Genomic DNA, 23,215 nt, shown 5'->3' with positions numbered 1-23,215 from the left:
TCTTTAGACGATGAACCCTCTTTTTTGCACAAGAATGTATATAATCGTTCGATAATTTTGCATTTTTTTCCGTTTTTTTCGCTTTTCCAAAAACCTACAGGATTTTTAACAATCGATGTGGAATGAAGAAAAAGAAGACGTTTACAGAAAGGACGATGCGCATCGTGCGATTTCCCCGCTACGAAATACATGAGGTCCTCCAAATCCGTAAGCTTATCTCGTGCTATTACTTCGAGTTGTCCAAAAATTACAGGTATGCCGGCGAAAAACACGATTTTTGGGAGATCTACTATGTGGATAAGGGCGAAATCGAAATGGATACGGACTTCGGCCATTTCAACCTAAAGCAAGGGGATTTGCTCTTTCACGAGCCGAATGAATTCCACAGCCCGAAAAGCAACGGCAAGGTGTCGCCGAACGTCTTTATCGTCACCTTCGAATGCGAATCGGACCCGATGTCTTTTTTTGTGCAAAACAAGCTGTTCCATCTCGGCGACAAAGAGCGGGCGGTGCTGTCGCAGCTCATCCAAGAAGGCTGGAACGCTTTCGGGCCGAGTCCGATCGGCAGCGGCAGAATTTTGTATCCGCGCGAGAATGCGCCGTTCGGCAGCGAGCACCTGTTCAAGGTCCACCTGGAAACGCTGCTCATCCATCTTATTCGGGGCGGGCAGGCCGATCACAGGCTCATGCAGGCACCCATCGTCAGGGACAAGCAGGAAGTCGGCGCGGCCGACAAATTGATCGCATTCATGAACGAGCATCTCGGCGACAACTTGACGCTGGACCGGCTGTGCGACGAATTTGCGATCGGACGAACCCAGATCAGCATCATGTTCAAGAAGCGGGTCGGCTGCGGCCCCATGGAATATTTAAACCAGCTCAAAATCGAACGCGCTAAAATGCATGTCCGCGAGGACGTCTACAACCTGACGGAAATTTCCGAGCTGCTCGGCTACAGCAGCGTTCATTATTTTTCGCGCCATTTTAAGAAAACGACCGGCATGACGCCCTCAGAATACGCGCGTACGCTCACAGCCGGCTACCAGCGGATCACGTGAAGTACCTGCAAATCAGGTGGCTGAATCGTTCCCGCTCCGCTAACCGAAGTCTTCCCGGCTTCGGCGTTCGATCAGGGCGATTTACCACGCACTCCTCCTCATCCGGCGGTTCTAAAACCGCCGAATAGACTTCGTGTCCATTTTTCGCCTTTGGGTGGGCAGGGGAGTCATTCGGATTCTCAGCGTCATCATCGCACTTCACTTAGTCTTTGTGCATACGAGTGTCTCGGCGGCAAAAAGAAACCACAACGCGAGGGTTAGTCGCATTGTGGCTGAAAAATTTGCAAATATATATTAAATTGAAGACTTATTAATTGAATCGATAACAACACTTAGCAAGTCAAAGCCATTATTTAAGTTATTTCCAAGTAAATGCCCAAATTGCTCCAAACGATTATAACCTCCACTCCGTTCTTTGCTATGTGGATAAACAATATAGCCCTTTTCTAATTCCCAAGTTATAACTACCAATTTTTTATTCTTAGTAGCTTCTCGATAATTTCTCACACCCAAAAAATTGGCAAGTGGTGATTCCTTCGCAGGATACATTGGTGGCGATATAGAATAGCATAAGTCAAAACACAGGTTTACTTTATTTAACAATATTGATGAATCTAACGGTAAGTTAAGATGCTCGACTATACCAATTTCCACTATCCCAAGCATTGAATGCCAACCAATCGGGAGAATATAGACCATTTGTTTTTTTTCGTCGAAGTACAAATCAATCTGTTTATATTTTTTTACATCTTCCATTTATAAACCCTCACTCCACAATTTTTACTTGTAATTCTATACTTTCGAATTTGGCATACCATTTGAACCAGCTAAAAACTTAGCATATGGTAAATCGTACTGTAAGTAATGGCGAATAAAATTTTTTGTGCAGAAGTATGCGGAGAATAAACGAAACGGAGCGTTCCAGACTGGAAAAAATATAAACCAAAGTCATAACCTTTGCATATAGCTGGGTTAGGGCGTTGGTTTTTGTGTATTTCCAGGGATTTGTGGAATTTTTCTCACTTCTTACCTGAAACAGTATGTCATCACTGTAATTTATCGACTTTTAAATACCATATAACTATCATATAATAGTATATATCTTGATTTAAATAATAGGGATTCTATGTCCTGGTCATAACGTTTCCAGAAAAGATGTGTTAGGCCCAACCCTGATTTGCTTTGGAGTCCGACGGGAGCGCCTGCACCATCTTTCAAATAATAGCGTGTAAGGAAGGTTAAAATGAGTAACAGACAATCGCAAACAGACGTAATCTTAATTGGTGCCGGAATCATGAGTGCGACTTTAGGAGCGCTGCTGAAGGAATTAGTGCCCGACTGGAAAATTACCGTGTTTGAGAAGCTTGGAAGCGCAGGCGAGGAGAGCTCCAACGAATGGAATAACGCGGGGACGGGGCATGCGGCCCTGTGCGAGCTTAACTATACCGAAGAGAAACCGGATGGATCCGTAGATATTAGCAAAGCCGTTAAAATTAATGAACAGTTCCAGGTTTCCAGACAGTTCTGGTCCTATCTTGTAAACAGCAATCAGATCCGGAATCCTCAGGAATTTATCATGTCGCTGCCTCATATGAGTATGGTGCAAGGGGATAAAAACGTAGCGTTTCTGAAAAGACGTTTTGAAGCGTTGTCGGGCAATGCGCTGTTCGAAGGGATGGAATTTTCCGACGACCCCAAAAAACTGATGGAATGGATTCCGCTAATTATGAAGGACCGTTCATCGAATGAACCTATTGCGGCAACAAAAATCGACTCTGGAACGGATGTTAACTTTGGCGCTTTAACGCGTAAATTATTTGATTCCCTAAAGAGCCAAAACGTCGATATAAAATACAAGCATAGTGTGGATAATATAAAACGTACCGGCGACGGCTCGTGGGAATTGAAGGTACGGAATATCGACAACGGCAGCGTCGAACGCCATACTGCCAAATTCGTATTTATCGGCGGCGGGGGCGGAAGCCTGCCTTTGCTGCAAAAATCCGGCATTCCCGAAAGCAAAAATATCGGAGGATTCCCGGTTAGCGGACTATTTATGGTATGCAACAATCCGGAAGTCGTAGCGCAGCATAATGCCAAAGTATACGGCAAAGCTCCGGTCGGCGCTCCTCCTATGTCGGTTCCGCATCTTGACACAAGATATATCGATAACAAAAAAGCGCTGCTCTTCGGACCGTTTGCCGGCTTCTCGCCTAAGTTCCTAAAAACCGGTTCGATGTTCGACTTGATCGGCTCCGTAAAACCGTATAATCTCGGAACGATGCTGGCGGCAGGCGCAAAAAGTATGGCATTGACCAAATACCTGATCCAGCAAGTTATGTTATCGAAGGAAAAGCGCATGGAGGATTTGCGGCAGTTTGTCCCGAACGCCAAAAGCGAGGATTGGGATTTGCTGGTTGCCGGCCAACGCGTGCAAGTTATTAAGGATACCGCTGCAGGCGGCAAAGGAACGCTTCAATTCGGTACCGAAGTCGTCAGCGACGCCGATGGCTCGATAGCCGCATTGCTTGGCGCTTCTCCGGGTGCTTCTACCGCGGTTTCCGTCATGCTTGAGCTGCTCAAAAAATGTTTCCCGCAGCATATGAAAGCATGGGAACCGAAATTAAAAGAAATGATTCCTTCTTATGGCGTGTCGCTGCCAAAAGATCCGGAGCTTATCCGTGAAATTGACAATTCAACATCGCGGACGCTCGGCCTAGGGGGCAAAAAACAAGCGCACAGCGTAACCGCATAGTGCATCTTATGAAGAAGCATAAATTACCGGTCCGGTACATTTATGCTTCTTTTCGTTTTTATCTTTAATTTTTAGGGGAATATTGACGGCAACCGGAGGTTGCGGGGCGCTGCAACCAAAGCGTTCTTTACTTTCGCATGCCTGTCGGCAAATAATGGCGTATAGACGGACAGAAAGGTTGCTGCTGAAGTATGGTTTTTGCAGAGAAGCTTAAGGCGGAAAGAAAAAAGATGGGTTGGTCGCAAGAGGAGTTGGCGGCTAAGCTTTTTGTCAGCCGGCAGTCGGTTTCGAAATGGGAGAACGGCCAGAACTATCCGAGCATCGAAATTATCATTAGAGTAAGCGATCTTTTTGGTGTCACGATCGACGAGTTATTAAGGAGCGATGAGGAGTTGACTAAGAAAGTGATTAGCGACGGCAGGCAGTTAGCTCATCCGAAATTGAAATTTACTTTTGATTGTTTATTTTTAATCGGTGTCGCACTTTTGGTGATCAAAATCGGCATTATTATTCTTAACAAAGTTTTTGCTTTCGACATTGCCTTGTTTGGCGGATCGTTTTTGTGGAATTTCGGACCTTTGATTTTGATGGCGGGCGCAGGGATCGGTTCCGGCATGGTGAAGGATAAGTATAAAGAAGGCTAACAGTAGAAGCTTAAAGCCGGCAATATTCCTCGAGTGTCGCAACAAGGGAAGACGGAATATCTATTTCATCCTCAACATAGCTGCTTCCGGGGATATGAATGCCTTTGGAGGACAAACGTTCGATCTGAGACGCCAATCGGGCTGAAAAATCCGGCGCAAGAAGTTCGGGGTTTAGGGCAACAATAAACAGCCCGATACCAGGGGAGTGACTCCCTTCATCGAAGGATGGAGCGTCAAGTGACCAGTTCGCGTCTGTCATGCCTGCGGCGAGAATTTCAACCATGAGTGCGATATTGGCACCGCGCATTCCCCCGAAAGCAAGTAAAGCCCCCTTGAGCGCTTCACGCGAATCGACTGTGTTTTGTCCCTTCCCATCGATGGCCCAGCCTTCGGGGATTATATCCCCCCGTTCTGCCGCCTGCCGGATGTTGACAAACGCCGTGGCACTGGACGCCTGATCGATAACCAAGGGAGCCCCGTTCCCGGCAGGCGCAGCGATTGCAAGAGGATTAGTGCCATAAACGGCCTCGATGCTTTGGCCTGCAGCCATTAAGGCAGGTCCATTGGTTGCAGCTATCGCCACCAGTCCTTTACGGGCGAGACGCCTTACGTAATAGCCCAATTCTCCAGCCGTATAGCTGTTTTTTAACGCAAATGCGGTTATTCCATAAGTATTTGCCCGTGTTTGCAATTCCTCGAATGCACGATCAAAACCAAGTTGGGCGATACCGCCCTTGGCATCGACCTGAATGAGAGCTGGGGCCGGATAAAGGATCGCAGGCTCTTCTGTGCAAGGAATGCGCCCGCACAAAAAGCCTTCCAGATAGTCGGGAAGATGAGCAAAGCCGACCGAGCTCCGGCCTGAACATTCCGCAGCGACAGTTGCTTCAGCAAGAGAGGCTGCCGCTGCTTTGCTTGCACCGGCGGCAATACATACGCGAAAAGCAAGCTCTTTTGCACTTTTAAGATCATATAACATGATTTTTACCCCGAAACTCGGCTGATTTGCGGATGAAATCCTCCACTTGCCAACTGATTTTTCACATATGCATATAAGTTTTCATCATTATATCACGGTACGGCTTATGGTAAAGTATAGGATAATCAAAGGTTTGCCGGTTCATTAACGAACGGAAAGGAAATCCGAATGAAAAGCATATTACTGAAGTATTTAGCCAGATATACAACACTTACCGCAGCAGAACAACAGGCAATCGTTGACGATATCCACGTGCAAGCATATAAAAAAGGAACGTTGCTCCTTAGACAAGGAGATGTTCCCGATAAATGTTATTTCGTTCTGAAGGGATGTGTACGGCAGTATTCGATCGATGAAGCGGGCAAAGAAGTCACTTCCAACTTTTACACGGAGGAGCAAGCGGTTTCGATTTTCAATCATCATAAACAAAACAGATCATCCGCGTACTCGTTAACTTGTTTGGAGGACTGTGTATTGGTTGTTGGGGATCTTGAAGGCGAGAAAGACATGCTCCAAAAGTACTCGCAATTGGAAACGATGATACGCTGGATGGTAGAAGAAAACCTGGGCGAGGTACAGGATGAAAAAACTTCTTTTATCGCTTCCGCACCCGAAGAACGCTACAAGGCGCTGTTGCGCAAAAGACCCGGTCTGGCCGACCGCGTACCCCAGCATCAATTGGCAAGCTATCTTGGTATTACCCCGGAGTCGTTAAGCAGAATCAAAAAACGGATTAGCAAAGATGACTTTTAGAAAGGTTGTCACGCGCTTCCCGGGAGTCTGCCTCCTCTGAAAAGCAGCCACACCCCGAAGCCTAATTCTCCGACGACCATGGGCAAAGTAAACACAAGATTCAGGACCGAAATGACCCCTTCATACTCTGGAAGAAACGTTTCGCCTAGGTGGATGAGCATATAGCCAATTCCAGCAAGCTGCAATAAAATACTTATTATTTTAGGAATGCCGACCGATTTGAAAGCCACATATCCCACAATCAACAGATGCCCGCCAAATAGGATCAATCCGACGGACCAAATCGCTTCGAATGCGTCAACACCTAACATCATTAGCGCTTGAATTTGCTCGACTTTGAATGAAGATAAATCGTCCATATGTCTCATGAGAAGCAGGACAACGATCAAACTCATGATGGCGATCCCCAATATAGCCGTATAAATAAGACGGAGCCAGGCAGCGAGCACCGAAAGGTTTTTATTGATCGGCTCCAGATACACATATAGCGCCCAAGCGACCAACACGTCGGCAATCAAGATAACGATCCAGCCCAAGATTTCCGCTTTGAAAAGGTTATTTGATGACATGAGGTTGTTGAATGTGGCGCCGGCATCGTCTTGCACAACAAGGCTTCCATGAACAAAGCCATAGGAGAAAAATGCGGCAAGCGCCATGATGACAAGTGAAATGCCCGCCGTTAGAGCGGATTTCCGCTGAGACGATTCTGAGGCAGTCATAAGTTGACCTCCTATATGAAATGTTTAATTTTCATTATATTTGGAGGCTCGAGACCGTTCATTGACTTAAGTCAAGGGTTCGAGTATTTTGCTATAAGAAAATATTTCAAAAACTCCCAACCTTTTTTCTTCCCGGCACACTATATGATTGACAGGAACTTCCGAAAGGCAGCTGCAGGAGGCGAAGGATGAAGCTGATAAGGCAAGACGAGAACGAAGCTGCGGAATTGATTCGCGGCTACATGAAGCCGGTTTTCGGATTTGCATTGAACCGGGTAAAGCAGCGGATGGAAGCGGATAATCGAATTTGAAAAGGCCATCCTGCAGAGGGTGGCCTTTTACCTGAATTCAGGATTTCTTGCGCGCAGTGGAGCTGAGTTCTTGAATCTGTTCATCGAGAACCGTACAGGCTTTGCCCAGAAACTGCATGATAAGCTCAAGCTCATCTGCCGTATAAGTGGAGGCTAGCCGAATCATGGCGTCATGAAGAGGCTGATACGTTTGGATGATCTCCTCTTTGTGCTCGTATTCCGGGACAATAATCACTTTGCGGCGGTCATTGGGGTCGTTCTGCCTGCGGACGTACCCGATTTTCTCCAGGCGATCGATTAAGGTAGTCACGCTCCCGGTGGCGAGCCCGGTTAATTTGGACAGCTCACCGGCCGTGATCGGTCCTTTGTCGCGCAATATATCGACGGAAATAAAATCGTTATTGTATAACCCTAAAGAAGCAGCGACATTGTGCTGGTATTGTACGGTTCGGTTTCCAAGTCCACGCATGAGCAAGGTGAACTGCTCCGCCGGATCCGTGATGGGGTCGTGCGGATCACTTGACAAAAAACTAACCTCCTTCTATGCTGTTATTATCTTGATTATCAAGATATTTGATTATCGAGATTCTCGATATTGGTGTATGACTATGTTCATTCTAACGAAAACGCCCCTGATTTGCAAAAGGGGACAAACTCTGTCGCGAGGTGAAGGCTTGTGAAGGACAGCATTATCATTCAAGGCGCGCGGGAAAACAATCTAAAGCACATCTCGCTTTCCATACCTAAATATAAACTTGTGGTTCTGACGGGGCCGTCGGGTTCGGGAAAATCGACATTGGCCATGGATACGCTTCAGCGGGAATGCCAGCGGCAATATATGGAGTCGATGGGAATGACGTCTGATTCTATCGGCAAGCCGAAGGTTGAGTCTATCGAAGGATTATCCCCGTCCATCAGTATCGGACAGCATGTCACTAATCGCAATCCGCGCTCGACGGTCGGTACCGTGACGGATATTTATACATTTGTCCGTTTTATCTTTTCCAGACTTGGGGAGCGGAAATGCCCTTCGTGCAGCGGCAGCATACCGCCGGCTTTGGAGCCGGCAAGCGTACCGGCGGGGGAGGACGACGAATGGGGAGCCGTTCAATTATTCGCATGTCCGCATTGTAACGCCGAACTGGAGAGGCTGGGCATGCCGCACTTTTCCTTCAACAAGCCGGAGGGGGCATGCGAAGCATGCGGAGGACTGGGTCATGTGGCAAGCATTAACGAAGCCGCGGTATTTTATCCGGAACTCAGTTTGCGCGACGGGGGAGTAGCTTCGTTGAACGGCGTTCATCGCGATATTCAAATGCGTATTTTAGCAGCGGCTGGCAAGCATTACGGCTTTGTTTTCGATCCGGACCAGCCTCTGAAGGAATATGGAGAGGTTCAGCGCGATCTGCTGTATTACGGTGTCGAGAGCGAGCAATTCAAGCGCCATTGCCCGAACGTAAAGCCGATCCAAGGAACGAAATTCGAGGGTGTCATCCCCGGATTGTGGCGGCGTTACAAGGAGAAGGAAGGGGAAGCCGGCGCACAGGAGAAAGAAGGGGGCTTCTTCCACGAACAGCAATGTCCCGAATGCCTCGGAGCCCGCCTGAAGAGAGAGGTTCGCCTCGTGCGGGTAGCGGGTTCTTCCATCTCCGAAGTATCGGAGTGGTCGCTCGGCGAAGTGCTCGAGTGGACGGAAAAGCTGGCGACGGCACTGCCGCCCGAAGGCCAGCATCTGCTGGAGCCCATTCTTCATGACATGCCCAAACGGTTGAAGAGAATGATGGACGTCGGTCTCGGCTATTTGTCCATGAACCGGCAGACCGTAACGCTGTCGGGAGGTGAAGCGCAGCGTCTGCGGCTCGCATCGCTTCTTGGCTCGGGCCTGACCGGGGTGCTCTATATTTTGGATGAACCGACAACGGGCCTTCATCCAAGGGATACGGCGGGACTAATCCGGGTTCTTCAGCAGCTGCGCGATTTAGGGAATACGGTGCTCGTAATCGAACACGATACCGAAATGATGCGGGCAGCCGATCATGTGATCGATATCGGTCCCGGCGCCGGACTGCATGGCGGAACCGTGGTGGGCGAGGGCAGTTTGGGGGACTTGATGGCAAGCATGCACTCGGTCACCGGCGCCTATTTGAGAGAAAACCGGCTTCCGGCTCTCCCGCGTATCCGAAGGAAAGGAAATGGAAGATATGTGACGATTGAACAGGCAAAGGATCGCAATCTCGATATCCCGGCCGTTTCCTTCCCGCTGGGTTGTTTAGTGTCCGTAACAGGAGTGTCGGGTTCGGGGAAATCTACGCTTGTATTCGACATACTTGCCCAGGGAAACCCGGAGGAGCGGGTGCCGAAGGGATGCAAGAATATAAAAGGCTTGGAGCATGTCGGGAATATCGTCATCGTTGACCAGTCTCCTATGGGCAGGGTCCAGCGCTCGAATGTCGCCACCTATACGGATGTATTCACTCCGCTGCGGCAGCTGTTCGCGGGCTTGCCGGAGGCAAAGGCAAGAAAGCTGACCACGAAGCATTTTTCCTTCAACACACCCGGGGGACGATGTGAGACATGTCAGGGGCTTGGTACGGTCTCCGTCGACATGAATTTCTTGCCCGATCTGGAAGTGAAATGCCCCGCTTGCAAAGGGAGGAGGTTTACGGAGGAGGTTTTGCAGGTCCGGTATAAGGGCAACTCGATCTCGGATTTGTTGAATCTGTCGGTGGAGGAAAGCCTGCCGATCCTAAGCGAGGAGCCTAAAATGGCGGGAATGATCGAGATGCTGTGCGAGGTCGGCCTCGGCTACCTGAAGTGGGGACAATCGGTAAAAACCTTATCCGGCGGCGAGGGACAACGAATCAGGCTGGCCAAAGAGCTGAGCAAGCCGTCGAAAAGCCATACGTTATATTTATTGGACGAGCCGACGACCGGTCTTCATCCGACCGACATCGTAAGGCTTCAAGTCTTGCTCGATAAGCTTGTCGATACGGGAAATACCGTTGTTGTCGTCGAGCACAGCTTGGAATTGATCCGGGAATCCGACTGGGTGATCGATATCGGCCCGGAGGGCGGGGCAGCCGGAGGCAGGCTTGTTGCTGAAGGCACACCTGAGCAAATAGCCGAAGTGATGGCTTCGTACACGGGAACGTTTTTGAAACGGGTGTTAACGGAGAAGTCCTGAACCCGGATAACAGAAGTAAAGGATGAGTGGAGGAACAAGTAAAGATGGTAACTGGAAATAAGTTGGGCGTTATCCTTGCGGGGCTGCTGCTGGCCATTCTTATGGCTTCGATGGATAACACCATCGTAGCAACCGCGATCGGCACAATCGTGGGGGAATTAGGCGGTTTTGATAAATTGATGTGGGTGACCTCGGCATATATGGTGGCAGAGATGGCCGGGATGCCGATTTTCGGCAAACTATCGGATATGTATGGCCGTAAACGTTTCTTTATTTTCGGCATTATCGTATTTATGGCGGGTTCTGCCTTATGCGGTACGGCGGAAACGATCGTACAGCTTAGTATTTATCGCGCGATTCAAGGGATTGGCGGAGGGGCGCTTATGCCGATCGCTTTCACAATCATGTTCGATGTGGTTCCTGCGGAGAAGCGCGGCAAGATGGGCGGGTTATTCGGAGCCGTATTTGGCCTCTCCAGTATATTCGGGCCGCTTCTTGGTGCGTATCTTACGGATTATATCAATTGGTCTTGGATCTTCTACATCAATTTGCCGCTGGGTCTTCTTGCATTCGTAATGATTGCTTTCTTTTACAAAGAGTCCGTCGAACACTCCAAGCAGAGAATCGACTATCTCGGCGCATTTACATTAGTCGGTTCTGTGGTTTGCCTGATGTTCGCGCTTGAGCTTGGCGGCAAGCAATACGCTTGGGATTCCGGCATGATAATCGGACTGTTCGCAGCTTTCGCGGTGCTTCTATCGGGCTTTATTCTAATCGAGCGCCGAGCGCAGGAGCCCATCATCACGTTCGGTATGTTCAAGAACCGTCTCTATTCGACGAGTAATATAATGGCTATCTTTAGCGGTGCGGCGTTTATAACGGCTTCTATTTACATTCCGATTTTCATCCAGGGAGTTCTTGGCGGTTCGGCGACGAATTCGGGGCTTGTTCTGCTTCCGATGATGCTTGGATCGGTCGTTACTGCCGCTGGAGGCGGCTCCTTTCTTGCTAAGTTCAGATATCGTTCCATCATGATCCCGACATTAGCTTTGCTTGTTATCGGTATTGCTCTGCTCACCACGTTAACGACGGACTCTTCGCGCTTCATGGTCACGATCTTCATGGTTCTCATCGGTCTTGGGATCGGCTCCTCGTTCTCGGTATTAAGCAATGCGGCAATTCATGGCTTCCCGGCAAGGCAACGCGGTTCTGCAAGCTCGACGCTTAACTTTAACCGAGAGCTTGGAATGACGCTTGGAATTACGGTTTTCGGCATTATTCAAAGTCATGTGTTTACGAATAAATTAGCTGCGGTCTTCGAGAGCGGAGGTCCCATGCCTGCAGGCGTCGATCTAAGCGATCCTAGTAAAATCCTCACTCCGGAAACGAGGGACAGCATTCCTGCCCAAGTTCTTGGGCAAATTACGGATGCGCTCTCCTCTTCGATCGTTCATACCTTTGCTTGGGCGATTATCCCGGCTGTTATTGCCCTGTTAGCGGCATTCGTCATGAGCAAAGAGAAGTTCGATCCAACTGCCGAACAGGATCAGTATTCGGCTGCGCATTAATCTAAGAAAGGACACCCCCCGTGTGATCGCGGGGTGTCCTTTTTGCGCTGTTAGGGAAGAATGTTGCCGGCGGAACGGAAAATATCGTACCATTCTTCGCGCGTCAGGCGAATGTCGGCTGCTTTGCAGCAATCCTTCAACCGCTCGATATTCATCGTGCCTGTGACAGGCTGCATGTTCGCCGGGTGACGAAGCAGCCAAGCGATGGCGATCGTCGTGTTGCTGACTTCGTATTTTGCAGCGATTTCGTTGATTTTCTTGTTCAGTTCGGGGAACTTGTCGTTGTCAAGGAAGACGCCCTCAAAAAATCCGTATTGGAACGGCGACCAAGGCTGAATGGTAATATCGTGCAGTCTGCAAAAATCGAGTACGCTGCCGTCACGGTTCACGGCCGAATGGTTCTCCATGTTGACGTTGAAGCCTTGGGAGATCATATTGGCGTTCGTGACGCTGAGCTGGAGCTGGTTGGCGACGATCGGCTGCTTGACAGACTTCTTCAGCAGCTGGATTTGCATCGGATTTTGGTTGGAGACGCCGAAATGACGCACTTTACCCGAGCGCTCAAGCAGATCGAAGGCTTCCGCCACTTCCTCCGGCTCGACGAGCGTATCCGGGCGGTGCAGCAGCAGTACATCCAAGTAGTCGGTTTGGAGCCGCTTCAGAATGCCGTCTACCGAGTTGAGAATATGCTCTTTGGAGAAGTCGAACATGCCGGGGCGAATGCCGCATTTGGATTGCAGAATGATGTTGTCGCGAACGCTTGGGCTCATCCGGATGGCTTCCGCGAATACTTCCTCGCATTTGCCTTTGCCGTAAATATCCGCATGATCGAAAAAGTTCGCGCCTTCCTCAAGCGCCGCTTGGACGAAGCGCTCGGCCTGCGGCTTGTCCAGTGATCCGATACGCATGCAGCCGACCGCGATGACGGGTACCTCTAACGTGCTAACTCCAAGTTTTATCGTTCTCATGTTTAAACGACCTCCGTTTATGAAAGTTAAACCGTTTACTGGCGTAGTCCTTTTCATTGTGGCATAGGCGAACAAAGGTTTCAATATTCGGAGACCCATGGGTCAAACGAAATAGGTAAAAAATCACTTGCAGCCGGCATGCTCTTCTGGTATTTTTGTTATTAACAAATTGTTAATATCATTTCGATACGAAGAATCGAATGGAAACCGGAGGGGATACAAGTGAGAAAAGCTTTGGGTGGTTGGAACGTATACGAAATAGCTTGGCTGGGCCTGTTCTCCGGAATCGCTATTGTGTTGACGGTGATCATGAAGGATACATTGTTCGGATTTACGGTCTTTTTAACGGGCGTACTGTGTGTGGTCCTCGCGGCCAAGGGCAACATGATGACCTATGTTTTCGGTATGTATAATACGTTCGGCTACGCTTATTTGGCTTACGTCAACGGATTGTTCGGGGAGGTCATGCTGAATCTGCTCTTCTTCGTACCGATGAACGTGATCGGCTTCGTCATGTGGAATAAACATCGCTACGGCGGCAAGCTGGTTATGAGGCAGATGGATACGAAAGGGTTAGCCCTAGTAGCGGCCGTTTGCGTATTAGGCAGCTTGGCGCTCGGTTTCGGACTGTCGTTCATCCCGGAGCAAAATTCGCCCTATATCGATGCCCTTACGACCGTGTTATCGGTTGTGGCGACGTTTTTGATGGTGAGAAGGTTTAAAGAGCAATGGCTGGTTTATATCATCCTGAATATTTTTACGGTGCTGCTGTGGGTGATTCGAACGATGGACGGAAGTCCGGATGGCGTCTTGATGATCGTCATGTGGAGCGCCTACCTGATCAACGCGATTTACGGCTATTACACCTGGAATAAAGGGGCCAAGGGGGTTGTGTTATGAAAATGCTGGGTTTAACTTTGGGGAAATTTGCGCCGCTGCATAAGGGCCATCAGCTTATGTTCGATACCGCGCTGCAAGAGGTCGACGAGCTGATTGTCGTCATTTATGAGACGGATGTCATCACCAGTCCGCTTCATATTCGGGCGAACTGGATCCGCAAGCTGTATCCGACGGTCCGGGTCATCGAAGCTTGGGACGGACCGGACGGTTATTCGAATGACCGGGAGCATGAGATTCGGGAAGAGCAGTATATTTTGGGGCTGCTGAATGGCGAGCGGGTGACGCATTTTTACTCCAGCGAATTTTATGGCGAGCATATGAGCATCGCGCTGGGCGCGGCGGATAGACGAGTGGATGAGGCTCGCAAGCTTGTTCCGATTTCGGCGACGATGGTCCGCTCGGATCCTTATAAGTATCGGGAATTTATAAGCGATATCGTGTACCGGGATTTAATTACGAAAGTCGTGTTCGTGGGAGCTATGTCAACAGGTAAATCTACGATAACCGAAGCTTTGGCGCGCCGGTACGGGACGACGTTCGCAAGCGAGTACGGGCGGGATTACTGGACCGAGCACCAAGTGGATAGAAGAATCGGTCTGGAGGCGTTCGACGAGATCGCGGTCGGCCATATCGAGCGGGAAGAGAAGGCTTTGCTCGAAGCAAACCGGTATCTGTTCGTCGATACCAATGCGATTACGACTTACATGTTCGCGCTGGATTATCACGGCCGGGCGCCGGAGCTGTTAACCCGGATTGCACTGGAAAATGCGCAGAGATACGATTTGTTTTTCTTGTGCGACGACGATATTCCCTACGATGATACGTGGGATCGGAGCGGCGATCAGAAGCGGCATATTTTTCATAAGCAGATCATCGCCGATTTGAAGGAACGCCGGATTCCCTTCATCACGCTGAGAGGAAGTCTTGAGGAACGGATGCGGAAGGTAGACGAAGTATTGGCACGGTTCAAGCCGTACGATAATTATTTCGGAGAGCGGCAGTAAATAAAAAAGACGAACGGTGGCGAAAACGGTGGACATTCTGGACCGCGACGGTCTTACGGAACGCGAATTTTTGGAACGGTATCGGGCGGGAGATTTCGAGCGTCCTTCGGTGGCGGCGGACATGGTTATTTTCACCGTTACGGATGCGGAGGAGGACAATTACCGTAAGCTTCCGGAGAAGGAGCTGCGGGTTCTGCTCATTCGCCGGGGAGGGCATCCGTTTCTAGGCAAATGGGCGCTGCCAGGCGGCTTCGTCCGGCCGAACGAGACGACGGAACAAGCAGCTGTACGGGAACTGCGGGAAGAAACGGGCGTAGACAACGTTTATTTGGAGCAGCTGTACACGTTCAGCGATATCGGGCGCGATCCCCGAACTTGGGTGATGAGCTGCAGCTATATGTCGCTGATCGACGGCGGCCAAGTGCAGGTGAAGGCGGGAGACGACGCTGCCGGCGCCGCTTGGTTCAAGGTTAGTTACCGGCTTGTGCGCGAGAGCAAGGAGCTGATCGAGGGCGGATACGTCAAGACGCTCCAGTACGAGCTCAAGCTGAGCTCCGATCACGGAGAGCTGACTGCGGTTGTGGAACGGACGGTGACGGTGACGGAGGCTTCGACCGCGACGTCTTATTCGATCGTATCCAATGACGGGCTGGCCTTCGATCACGCGAAAATTATCGCTTACGCGATCGAACGTTTGCGGGGCAAGGTCAACTATACCGATATTGCGCTGCACCTGATGCCTAAGCTGTTTACTTTGACGGAGCTGCAGCAGGTTTACGAGGTGATTTTGGACAAAGAGCTGCTGAAAGCCGCATTCCGGCGCAAAGTGGCCGACCTTGTCACGGAAACGGATCACTATACCGAAAATGCGGGCCATCGCCCCTCACGCTTATATCGAAGAAGTTTGGAGGAATTTCGATGATTTACGAAATTGAAGATTTACGAAACGCTTATCGTAAAGGCAAGTCGTTCAAGTTCTTGTTTTTCTGGGGCCATACGCCGCCAAGCGACGGAAGCGTAGATAAAAGCTGCCTCAGCCAGTGGTGGATGAGCCCGTTCGTCGTAGAGGGAACGGAATACTCCTGTTCCGAGCAGTACATGATGGCGGAGAAGGCGCGGCTATTCGGGGATGACGAGATGTTGGCCGCCATCTTGCAGGCCAAACATCCCAAGGAGATGAAGGCTTTCGGGCGTGCGGTGAGAAACTTTGACAATGGCGTCTGGGAAAGCCAATGCTACGGGATCGTCAAGCGGGGAAGCTTAGCCAAGTTTTCGCAAAATCCGCAGCTTGGCGACTACTTGAAGTCGACAAAAGGCCGTATTTTGGTAGAAGCCAGTCCGCCGGACCGCATTTGGGGTATCGGAATGGGGCAAGCCGACCCGAACGCGGAAAATCCAATGAAATGGCGGGGAAGCAACCTGCTTGGTTTCGCTCTGACCGAAGCGCGAGACGAGTTATTGTTGAAAGAAGGGAATTAAGATGAATCGAAAGGAAATTGCACAGGAGACCTTGCGGATTCAGGAGCAAGGCTTCTATGAATATGACGGGCGCCGGATCGATTTTGCCGCAGCGCAGAAGCATTCGGAGGATAACAGCCAACTGATTATCCCCGAGCAGGGTGCGGCGTTGGTGCGGGACTGCCGCGCGCTGTTGTCTCAGTCGCAGCAAGCAGCCGTATATTCCGTCGCAAACGAGGCGACCGTGAAGGCGATCACGGATTTTGCGGAAGCGGGGAAAGAGCGGGTCGGCGTACTAAACTTTGCCAGCGCGAAAAATCCGGGAGGCGGATTTCTGAACGGAGCTATGGCGCAGGAGGAAAGCCTGGCGGCATCCAGCGGATTATACGGAACGCAGCTGCGCAATGAAGGCTATTATTCGGCTAATCGTGCTTACCGATCCATGATGTATACCGATCATGCGATTTATTCGCCTGATGTGGTTTTTTTCCGCGACGAGCGGTTTACTCTCATGAAACGGCCGGTTACAGCTTCGGTGTTGACGCTGCCTGCCGTGAACTACGGGCAGGTTTTGCTTAAGGGGGAGGACAGCCGGCAAGCGGAGCAGGTTATGAAAGACCGCATGCGGTTGGCTTTGGCGATATTCGCGCACAAAGAAGACAAGAATCTCATCCTGGGAGCGTACGGCTGCGGCGTGTTTCGTAACGATCCGGAGAAGGTGGCCGGCTGGTGGAGGGAGCTGCTGGGCGACGAAGGCTTTGGGACATTGTTTCCGGAGATCAGGTTTGCGGTATTGGATAACTCGAAGAACGGCAAGTGCATAAGCGCATTCGAGAATGTGTTTCATTGAGCGGAATGGAGAAGAGCCATTCTGTCCCTCCCTAATAAGTCCTAAGTCTGATGTTTTTAACCAATTCCTTCTATATACTCATTCATAAGACTTTTGGGCGGGAGGGTAACGGATGATCACGCTGAAGGATAAGGGGAAGTTCGCAGAGCTGCCTGAAATGGCGATGCATATATACGAAGGGAATATTCCGGCTCTGAAGTCTGCAATCGCGGGTGGCTGGAATATTAAAGAGGGCATCGTGCTTAGCAAATATACGACGCTGAGCCCGCTGGAGCTGGCGCTTATTTCGGAGAAACCGGATGTCGTGAAGCTGCTGGTGGAGCACGGCGTCGATTTGAATGTCAAAAATAATCCGGCTTTTTTGCTGGCGATACGTTACTGCAAGGAAGACATCGTCCGCTACGTTGCGGCGAACGGCGCCAAGCTGGACAAGCATAATCAAGTCAAATCGGGCGCTTATGCGCAAGCCTACTACGGCAACAAAAAGAATATCCCGCTCATTCACGAGCTAGGACTGGATATTAAACGGCATGCCGGTGCGGTACTGCGCACAGCCGTGTCGGACCATGACCGCAAGACAATCGAGTATTTGCTCGATCATGGGGTGGACATTAACTATAATGAGCCGGATATGGTTTATCCTTATCAAGCGACTCCGTTAACGGTTGCGGCGCGCATGGGCAACCTTGCTATGGTCAAATATTTGATCGAACGCGGTGCGGACGTCACCTTGGCGGAGAAAGACGGCGAGCGGCCGTATACGATAGCGGTCAGCAATAAGCATACCGAGCTGGCCGATTATATAAAGTCGCTGGAACCCGCCGAGTTCCACGATGTGGCGAACAAAAAATACGAGCTGCAAAAATATAAATTATCCGATGAACTGGTCGGTTTTCTGACCGGAGACAAGCTTCGCCTTGAGCTTGCGCCGAATGAATACGCAATCGCGCATATCGATTTTTTCGCATTGACCGATACGATCGAGACGAAGATCGGCCGGCAGAAGCTGCTGCGTATCTCGGCGGATATCGATAATTACTCCCATCTGCAACTCATGTGGAATCCGAAGCAAAAGGGCCTAATAGGATGTTATGACGTGGAGCATAAGGAGTACGCGGTCCTGTGCAGCTTTAAGGAGTTTCTGGCAAAGCCCGAAATGTACCTAATCAAGTTTATGGAAGGCGAATTGTAACGAAAAGAGGTACAATAATGGAAAAATCCCTACTGAAGCAGCTAAACCTTTGGCATCAGAATAAAGAATATGACAAAATAATAGCCGCAATTTTGGAAATCCCGGAACAGGATAGAGATTACGATGCCGTCAGTCATTTGGCAAGAGCGATGAACAACCTGGATCGTTACGAAGAAGCGGTGCAGCAGCTTTTGACGATTGAGAAGCAGGGCGAGAACGACCCTCTTTGGCATTTCCGTTTAGGATATTCCTACTACTATCTCTCGGAGTATGAGGGTGCAGTGAGGGAATTTGAAATGGCAAGTACGCTGGACCCTGCGGATCAAAGCGCGCTGGAATTTTTGGATTGGAGCCGCAGCGGTGCCGAAAAGCAAAAGAAACGTGCCCGAAAAAAAGCGAAGCCCCTACAAACGGCGAGCGGACAGAGCAAAAATAACGGAACAGGGAAAGCTCCTTTCGAGGATTTTGACTTCACCGGCTTTTGGGATGATTGCGACTATGCCTTGAAAGAATACGTTGCCGAGCCGCCTACGGACGAGCTTGTAGCCTCGATAGAAGAAGAACTGGGCTATAAGCTGCCTGCTTCCTACATTGCTATGATGAAACTTCATAACGGCGGCATGCCGGTCAACACTTGTTTTCCTACGGAGGATGAGACCTCTTGGTCGGAGGACCATATTGCGATTACGGGTATTATGGGGATCGGGCGGGAAAAGCTGTATGCTCTGTGCGGAGAACTGGGCAGCAAGTTTATGATTGAAGAGTGGGGTTATCCCGACATCGGCGTGGTCATTTGCGATTGCCCTTCCGCAGGTCATGATGTGGTGATGCTGGATTACCGGGCATGCGGCAGGGACGGGGAGCCGGAGGTGATCCATGTCGACCAGGAAGGCGATTATAAGATTACGTTTTTGGCCGAAAACTTTGAGGCTTTTATTCGGGGATTGGTCAATGAGGACGTATATGACACTTCCGAGGAGGACAAGCAGGAGGCTTTGCGGAAGGTTGCCGGCGGAGCGTTCTCTCCGTTGCTTTCGGAGCTTTGTGCCCATGTGACCGAGGTTGAGAACATCGAGGGCATCATACGTGCCGTCTGTACCCGGATCGTCGAGGAAAAAGGGTTCTTCGCTTTGCATGCCGACGAGCTTTCTACGTTGATGTATGATCTGCAATTTTGGCTGTATACGAAGTCGTATCCCTCTACCGATCGGGAGACGTATCTGGAAGCCTACAAAAGCATGATCGCTTTCGGCGGAGCCTTCGGCACTGGCGGTTATGCGCCTGGCTTCATCACGGACTGGCTGGACGATAGAATAGGGCAAGGCATGATTACGGAGAAGGACGGCGTGCTTAGCTTTACGGATCGGGCGCTAGAAGCATTGCTGGAAAAGCTGAACGGATTTGCTTCCGCGGGGAACGCTCTCGAGGCGAGCGGGTTAATCAATATTGCGGAAAAAATCAAGCCGTTTCAGTTAGTAGAGCATGACAGTGGAAATATATCGATGATTTTGGACGTCGGTACCTATAAACATGAAGTGTTTCAAACAAGGGTAGACGAGGGCTTTGAAGGCAACGGTTACGATTGGGGCTCTGTGGCGGCAGTTTTCCTCGAGGAAAAAATGCCTCATTTGGCGGATATCGTGCGTTTTGACCCGGAGGGTTCGATGTTCTGCGCTTATTCCGGCAATAGAGAGGCTATGCAAAACTTCGCGATAGGATTTAAGGATGCTTGCGAGGACGACGCCGTATTCAGGGATCTGTTCTCGCGTGCCGAATTGGATTGACGGCAGGCTGCACAGTCCTTGCCGGATCCAAATAACAGATCAAAAGGACGATACGCCTGGTTGGGCGGAATCGTCCTTTTTGGATAGCGCTTGTCTGAAGACCATTGCCCCGATTAAGCGATGTCGCAGGCAATGTCTTTGGGACGTAAATCTTGCTTACCCTTTCACGGTTGCAATCGGCGCCACTTCGGCTACAATCGCAGCCATGCCGTGATCTACATGAGTCTGTATAACCGGTGTAATATCTTTGTAGGCGTAAGGGGCTTCTTTTTTCAGCTCTTCTTCCCATTTCTTCAAGATATCGCTTCTTCCGCGCAAGTCCGCCCGCTTGGGGTCAATCGGATTGATGACTCTGAATTGGCTGAGAAACTCGCGAAATCTCGCATCCTCCACTTTAACCGCGTCACCGCGCGAAAGCGCACGACCGGCGCCATGGCTGGCGCTAAATAAGCTTTCACGATTACCAAGTCCCGCAAGAATAAAACTATGCGACCCCATGGAGCCAGGGATGAACACAGGTTCGCCCGTATATTGAAATGGCGTACCCATCATTTGCTCTGCCGATTTGGCCGTACACGATCCTTTGCGGTGCAGAAATCCATCCAACTGCTCCAGCCGTTCTTCCCATAAGTAGTTATGAGGCGCATCGTACAACAACTTGTGTTCAAAATCGCCCAGCACATCTGAAATCGATTTGTACATCATCAGTCCCAGCATCAATCGATTGGCAAAAGCAAAGTTCGCTGCATTATGCAGAAGACTCCAGAACATGCTCCACTGCGGTTCGAAGCGCTCCGAAACCGGGAGTGGATACATCCCGTTATTCGGATGTTTCAACGAGGCCGGGTACATATTTTTCAGCATCTCTTTAATCCATGTTGCGCTATGGTAGCCGAGGGAAACCGATCCGGTATGAATCATGAGGACAATTTGCCCCTCTTTCAGCCCCCACTGACCGGCGATAGAACCTTGATGAACTTTTCGAACCGCCTGGATCTCGAAAAAATGATTGCCTCCGCCAAGCGAACCGATTTGCGCATCCCTGGAAAGTCCGGCAGGACCGAGAAAATCTTCGAGCCCGATCGCGGATTTCGCTATAAAAGACCCCATTTTATTGACATGATTCAGATCCAGCTCCTGCCGGTTCTCATTGTAATATCGCCAAATCCCCTCGCCGCGCGCTTCTTTATGGCTGTCTAGGATGCCGATCAGGCCTTCTTTGAACATCTTCTCGCGCATATGGCGCGTCATGGGAATATTCCGGGCCCCTTCGAAAAAAACATGACGAATGTTACGTTCAATTGCATCAATATGTGTTCTAATCTGCTCTTCGCTCAAGTCGGTGACATAAAGACGCATGCCGCAGTTTATATCGTTTCCGATCGCCTGAGGCAGCACAAACCCGCGCGTAAACAGCGTTGTTCCGACGGGAATGCCGCTTCCTTTATGAAAATCGGGCGTAATGGCTACCTCAAGTACCCCCGCATCGGGGTCGTCGAAATAATCTGACGAATGTTTTTGCAGCATGTTTATCGTTTCATTCACCTCTAAAAGCCGATGGAGCTCCTCAATAGCATTGTTTTCTACTTTAACTTCCGGATTAATAAAGTATTTAATCGGGGTTTCGCGCAATATATAGCCACCTTTGTTTGATTTCGTTTTATCTGTACAAAAATAAAAAGCCGCTTAAATGCACCTTTCTTCATATGAGCATGAAGAAAGGCCGCCTTAATAGCAGCCTTTACGCTTGGAATTATTATGTTGTCGCAGGGGCGTTATCCGCAACCAATAGAGGGCGGAGCTGGAGCACCTATGAACAACGCAAATATCCGTCGATACTTCGCGTAAAAGGCATGCTTTTGGAGTTGAGACTGTCCGAACAGGCGCCCCATCGCCCGATTGATGAATCGTTCTGGTTGTACTTGCAGGTTTTTCGGTATGAACGTCTTGAACTTCGTCTCGTAAGCGAACATGTTCGTCTCCACCTCCTTTCGATTCTTGGTACCAATAGTACTACCGGGTATATTCAACTGTCAACCCTTAATATGGGAATTATCCATCCCCCCCGAATGTACATAAACGCTCAAAACGCGATTCCCGACATTGCAGCCCACGCATAATAAAGAAGCCTTCCCGCCGGGAAAGGCTTCTTTGAAATGTCAGAAAGTATATCCTCTGCTGATTGTTCCATTTCCCGGTAAACGCACCCGCCCTAAGCTTATGCTTACGAAGTCGCTTTCTTCGAAAGCGTTTAGGACGGCGTAACCGTTTATCCTTGCTTTTATACGTATTTACGGATCGTTTCGACCAGTTCACGGGCAATGTAGCCCGCTCCGGAAGCAAGCTGGCTGCTGTCGAACCGAACTCTGACAAAGTGCTCGTCGGTGTCGAGCGCTTCGGCGAACAAGCCGGCTAAGCCGCGCGCCTTGCGGTCAATCTGCAGCAGCAAGTCGATGCCGTCCTCATAAGGGTAAAAAATAATTTCCAATTCGTCGAGTTGGCCCCGGAATTGCGAGGAGGGCACGAATTCGAATTCTTGAACGAAAGGCAGTCCGTTAGCCCGGCCAACATGCGGGGCGTACTCGCAGGTCACCTCGCGAAGCCGGAAGTCGAGCTGCTCCACCGCTTCCAAAATAACCGCGGTATGCGGGTGAGGCCTTACTTGAAGATGATCCCGATCCTTCGGATCAAGAGATTCTTTAATATCAAGTCCGGTTTGAATCCAAACGGGCGTTCTGCCCATCGTCACCGGCGTAATCGCCGGAAGCTGGAACGAGACGGGGAATTCGTAGACCTGTTCCGCCTCTACGGTAAATTTCCCGGCCAACAGGAATTTGGCTACGGGCGCGTCCACTTGCGTCTTCGAATCGTTCTGTTCCTTCACATAACGAGTCATGACGAAGGCGTGGACGTCATCGACCTGCTGATCCACGCGTCCTCCCTGAATTCGAACGACACCGCTGATCGTATCGCCTGCGTTGACCACATCTTGATGGAGCATGAGATCTACCTGGGCCGCGCCGATCCCGACGCTCGCAAGCATTCGTTTGAACATAGACATTATTGCAGATCTCCTCCTTATGATTGC

21 protein-coding genes are annotated in these 23,215 nt (G+C 50.1%); 14 read left to right on the top strand and 7 right to left on the bottom strand.

The features are described 5' to 3' along the window. Positions 1-122: 122 nt before the first annotated feature. A complete protein-coding gene (locus DQG23_RS20665; protein ID WP_113032774.1) occupies positions 123-1,058 on the top strand; it encodes an AraC family transcriptional regulator in 936 nt (311 codons plus the stop codon). A gap of 294 nt (positions 1,059-1,352) precedes the next feature. On the opposite strand, the gene DQG23_RS20660 is transcribed toward DQG23_RS20665, so the two are convergent. Continuing rightward, positions 1,353-1,814 (bottom strand): hypothetical protein, encoded by a 462-nt coding sequence (locus DQG23_RS20660; protein WP_113032773.1) that lies wholly within the window; start codon positions 1,812-1,814, stop codon positions 1,353-1,355. A 487-nt stretch (positions 1,815-2,301) separates the two neighbouring features. Between DQG23_RS20660 and DQG23_RS20655 the strand changes: the two genes are divergently transcribed. After that, positions 2,302-3,813, top strand: a complete 1,512-nt coding sequence (locus DQG23_RS20655; protein WP_113032772.1) for a malate:quinone oxidoreductase — start codon at positions 2,302-2,304, stop codon at positions 3,811-3,813. 191 nt (positions 3,814-4,004) lie between these two features. Beyond that, positions 4,005-4,457 (top strand): helix-turn-helix domain-containing protein, encoded by a 453-nt coding sequence (locus DQG23_RS20650; RefSeq protein ID WP_113032771.1) that lies wholly within the window; start codon positions 4,005-4,007, stop codon positions 4,455-4,457. 10 nt (positions 4,458-4,467) lie between these two features. On the opposite strand, the gene DQG23_RS20645 is transcribed toward DQG23_RS20650, so the two are convergent. Continuing rightward, positions 4,468-5,436: an Ldh family oxidoreductase gene (locus DQG23_RS20645; RefSeq protein ID WP_113032770.1), complete on the bottom strand. Its 969-nt coding sequence runs from the start codon at positions 5,434-5,436 to the stop codon at positions 4,468-4,470. Positions 5,437-5,604: 168 nt separating this feature from the next. On the opposite strand from DQG23_RS20645, the gene DQG23_RS20640 reads away from it, so the two are divergent. Next, positions 5,605-6,189 carry a Crp/Fnr family transcriptional regulator gene (locus DQG23_RS20640; RefSeq protein WP_113032769.1) on the top strand — a complete coding sequence of 195 codons (585 nt, stop codon included), beginning with the start codon at positions 5,605-5,607 and terminating at the stop codon, positions 6,187-6,189. A gap of 8 nt (positions 6,190-6,197) precedes the next feature. Here the strand turns inward: DQG23_RS20640 and DQG23_RS20635 are convergent, their stop codons facing one another. Continuing rightward, positions 6,198-6,908 carry a DUF4386 domain-containing protein gene (locus tag DQG23_RS20635; protein WP_113032768.1) on the bottom strand — a complete coding sequence of 237 codons (711 nt, stop codon included), beginning with the start codon at positions 6,906-6,908 and terminating at the stop codon, positions 6,198-6,200. Positions 6,909-7,096: 188 nt separating this feature from the next. Here DQG23_RS20635 and DQG23_RS43455 point away from each other — a divergent pair, with 188 nt between their 5' ends. Then, positions 7,097-7,219, top strand: coding sequence for a hypothetical protein (locus DQG23_RS43455; protein WP_272949060.1), 123 nt, complete (start codon positions 7,097-7,099; stop codon positions 7,217-7,219). A 37-nt stretch (positions 7,220-7,256) separates the two neighbouring features. Here DQG23_RS43455 and DQG23_RS20630 read toward each other — a convergent pair whose 3' ends face one another. Beyond that, complete coding sequence (locus DQG23_RS20630) at positions 7,257-7,688, bottom strand: MarR family winged helix-turn-helix transcriptional regulator (protein WP_113032906.1); 432 nt, start codon at positions 7,686-7,688, stop codon at positions 7,257-7,259. A 207-nt stretch (positions 7,689-7,895) separates the two neighbouring features. Here DQG23_RS20630 and uvrA point away from each other — a divergent pair, with 207 nt between their 5' ends. After that, a complete protein-coding gene (gene uvrA, locus DQG23_RS20625) occupies positions 7,896-10,403 on the top strand; it encodes an excinuclease ABC subunit UvrA (protein ID WP_113032767.1) in 2,508 nt (835 codons plus the stop codon). A 44-nt stretch (positions 10,404-10,447) separates the two neighbouring features. Continuing rightward, positions 10,448-11,971 (top strand): MDR family MFS transporter, encoded by a 1,524-nt coding sequence (locus tag DQG23_RS20620; protein WP_113032766.1) that lies wholly within the window; start codon positions 10,448-10,450, stop codon positions 11,969-11,971. Positions 11,972-12,021: 50 nt separating this feature from the next. Here the strand turns inward: DQG23_RS20620 and DQG23_RS20615 are convergent, their stop codons facing one another. Next, positions 12,022-12,939: an aldo/keto reductase gene (locus DQG23_RS20615; protein WP_113032765.1), complete on the bottom strand. Its 918-nt coding sequence runs from the start codon at positions 12,937-12,939 to the stop codon at positions 12,022-12,024. Positions 12,940-13,161: 222 nt separating this feature from the next. On the opposite strand from DQG23_RS20615, the gene pnuC reads away from it, so the two are divergent. The 7 genes from pnuC to DQG23_RS20580 all read left to right on the top strand — a co-directional run bounded on the left by pnuC (position 13,162) and on the right by DQG23_RS20580 (position 20,127). Next, positions 13,162-13,839: a nicotinamide riboside transporter PnuC gene (pnuC, locus tag DQG23_RS20610; RefSeq protein WP_238177953.1), complete on the top strand. Its 678-nt coding sequence runs from the start codon at positions 13,162-13,164 to the stop codon at positions 13,837-13,839. Beyond that, a complete protein-coding gene (locus DQG23_RS20605) occupies positions 13,836-14,843 on the top strand; it encodes an AAA family ATPase (RefSeq protein WP_113032764.1) in 1,008 nt (335 codons plus the stop codon). The genes pnuC and DQG23_RS20605 overlap by 4 nt, the downstream gene beginning before the upstream one ends. Positions 14,844-14,871: 28 nt before the next feature. Further along, on the top strand, positions 14,872-15,765 hold the full coding sequence (locus DQG23_RS20600) for an NUDIX hydrolase (RefSeq protein WP_113032904.1): 894 nt from the start codon (positions 14,872-14,874) through the stop codon (positions 15,763-15,765). Beyond that, complete coding sequence (locus DQG23_RS20595) at positions 15,762-16,322, top strand: NADAR family protein (protein ID WP_113032763.1); 561 nt, start codon at positions 15,762-15,764, stop codon at positions 16,320-16,322. Before DQG23_RS20600 ends, DQG23_RS20595 begins: the two co-directional genes overlap by 4 nt. A 1-nt stretch (position 16,323) precedes the next feature. Continuing rightward, on the top strand, positions 16,324-17,151 hold the full coding sequence (locus DQG23_RS20590; RefSeq protein ID WP_113032762.1) for a TIGR02452 family protein: 828 nt from the start codon (positions 16,324-16,326) through the stop codon (positions 17,149-17,151). Positions 17,152-17,263: 112 nt separating this feature from the next. Next, entirely contained in the window at positions 17,264-18,343 is a 1,080-nt protein-coding gene (locus tag DQG23_RS20585; protein ID WP_113032761.1) for an ankyrin repeat domain-containing protein, read from the top strand. 17 nt (positions 18,344-18,360) lie between these two features. Continuing rightward, positions 18,361-20,127 carry an Imm51 family immunity protein gene (locus DQG23_RS20580; protein ID WP_113032760.1) on the top strand — a complete coding sequence of 589 codons (1,767 nt, stop codon included), beginning with the start codon at positions 18,361-18,363 and terminating at the stop codon, positions 20,125-20,127. 156 nt (positions 20,128-20,283) lie between these two features. Here the strand turns inward: DQG23_RS20580 and DQG23_RS20575 are convergent, their stop codons facing one another. After that, on the bottom strand, positions 20,284-21,759 hold the full coding sequence (locus tag DQG23_RS20575; RefSeq protein WP_113032759.1) for an RtcB family protein: 1,476 nt from the start codon (positions 21,757-21,759) through the stop codon (positions 20,284-20,286). 649 nt (positions 21,760-22,408) lie between these two features. Further along, complete coding sequence (locus tag DQG23_RS20565) at positions 22,409-23,188, bottom strand: sporulation protein (RefSeq protein ID WP_113032757.1); 780 nt, start codon at positions 23,186-23,188, stop codon at positions 22,409-22,411. Positions 23,189-23,215: the final 27 nt, after the last annotated feature.

The organism is Paenibacillus contaminans (genome assembly GCF_003285015.1).
Classification (GTDB): domain Bacteria; phylum Bacillota; class Bacilli; order Paenibacillales; family NBRC-103111; genus Paenibacillus_V; species Paenibacillus_V contaminans.
This window is presented reverse-complemented; position numbering and strand designations above follow the sequence as displayed.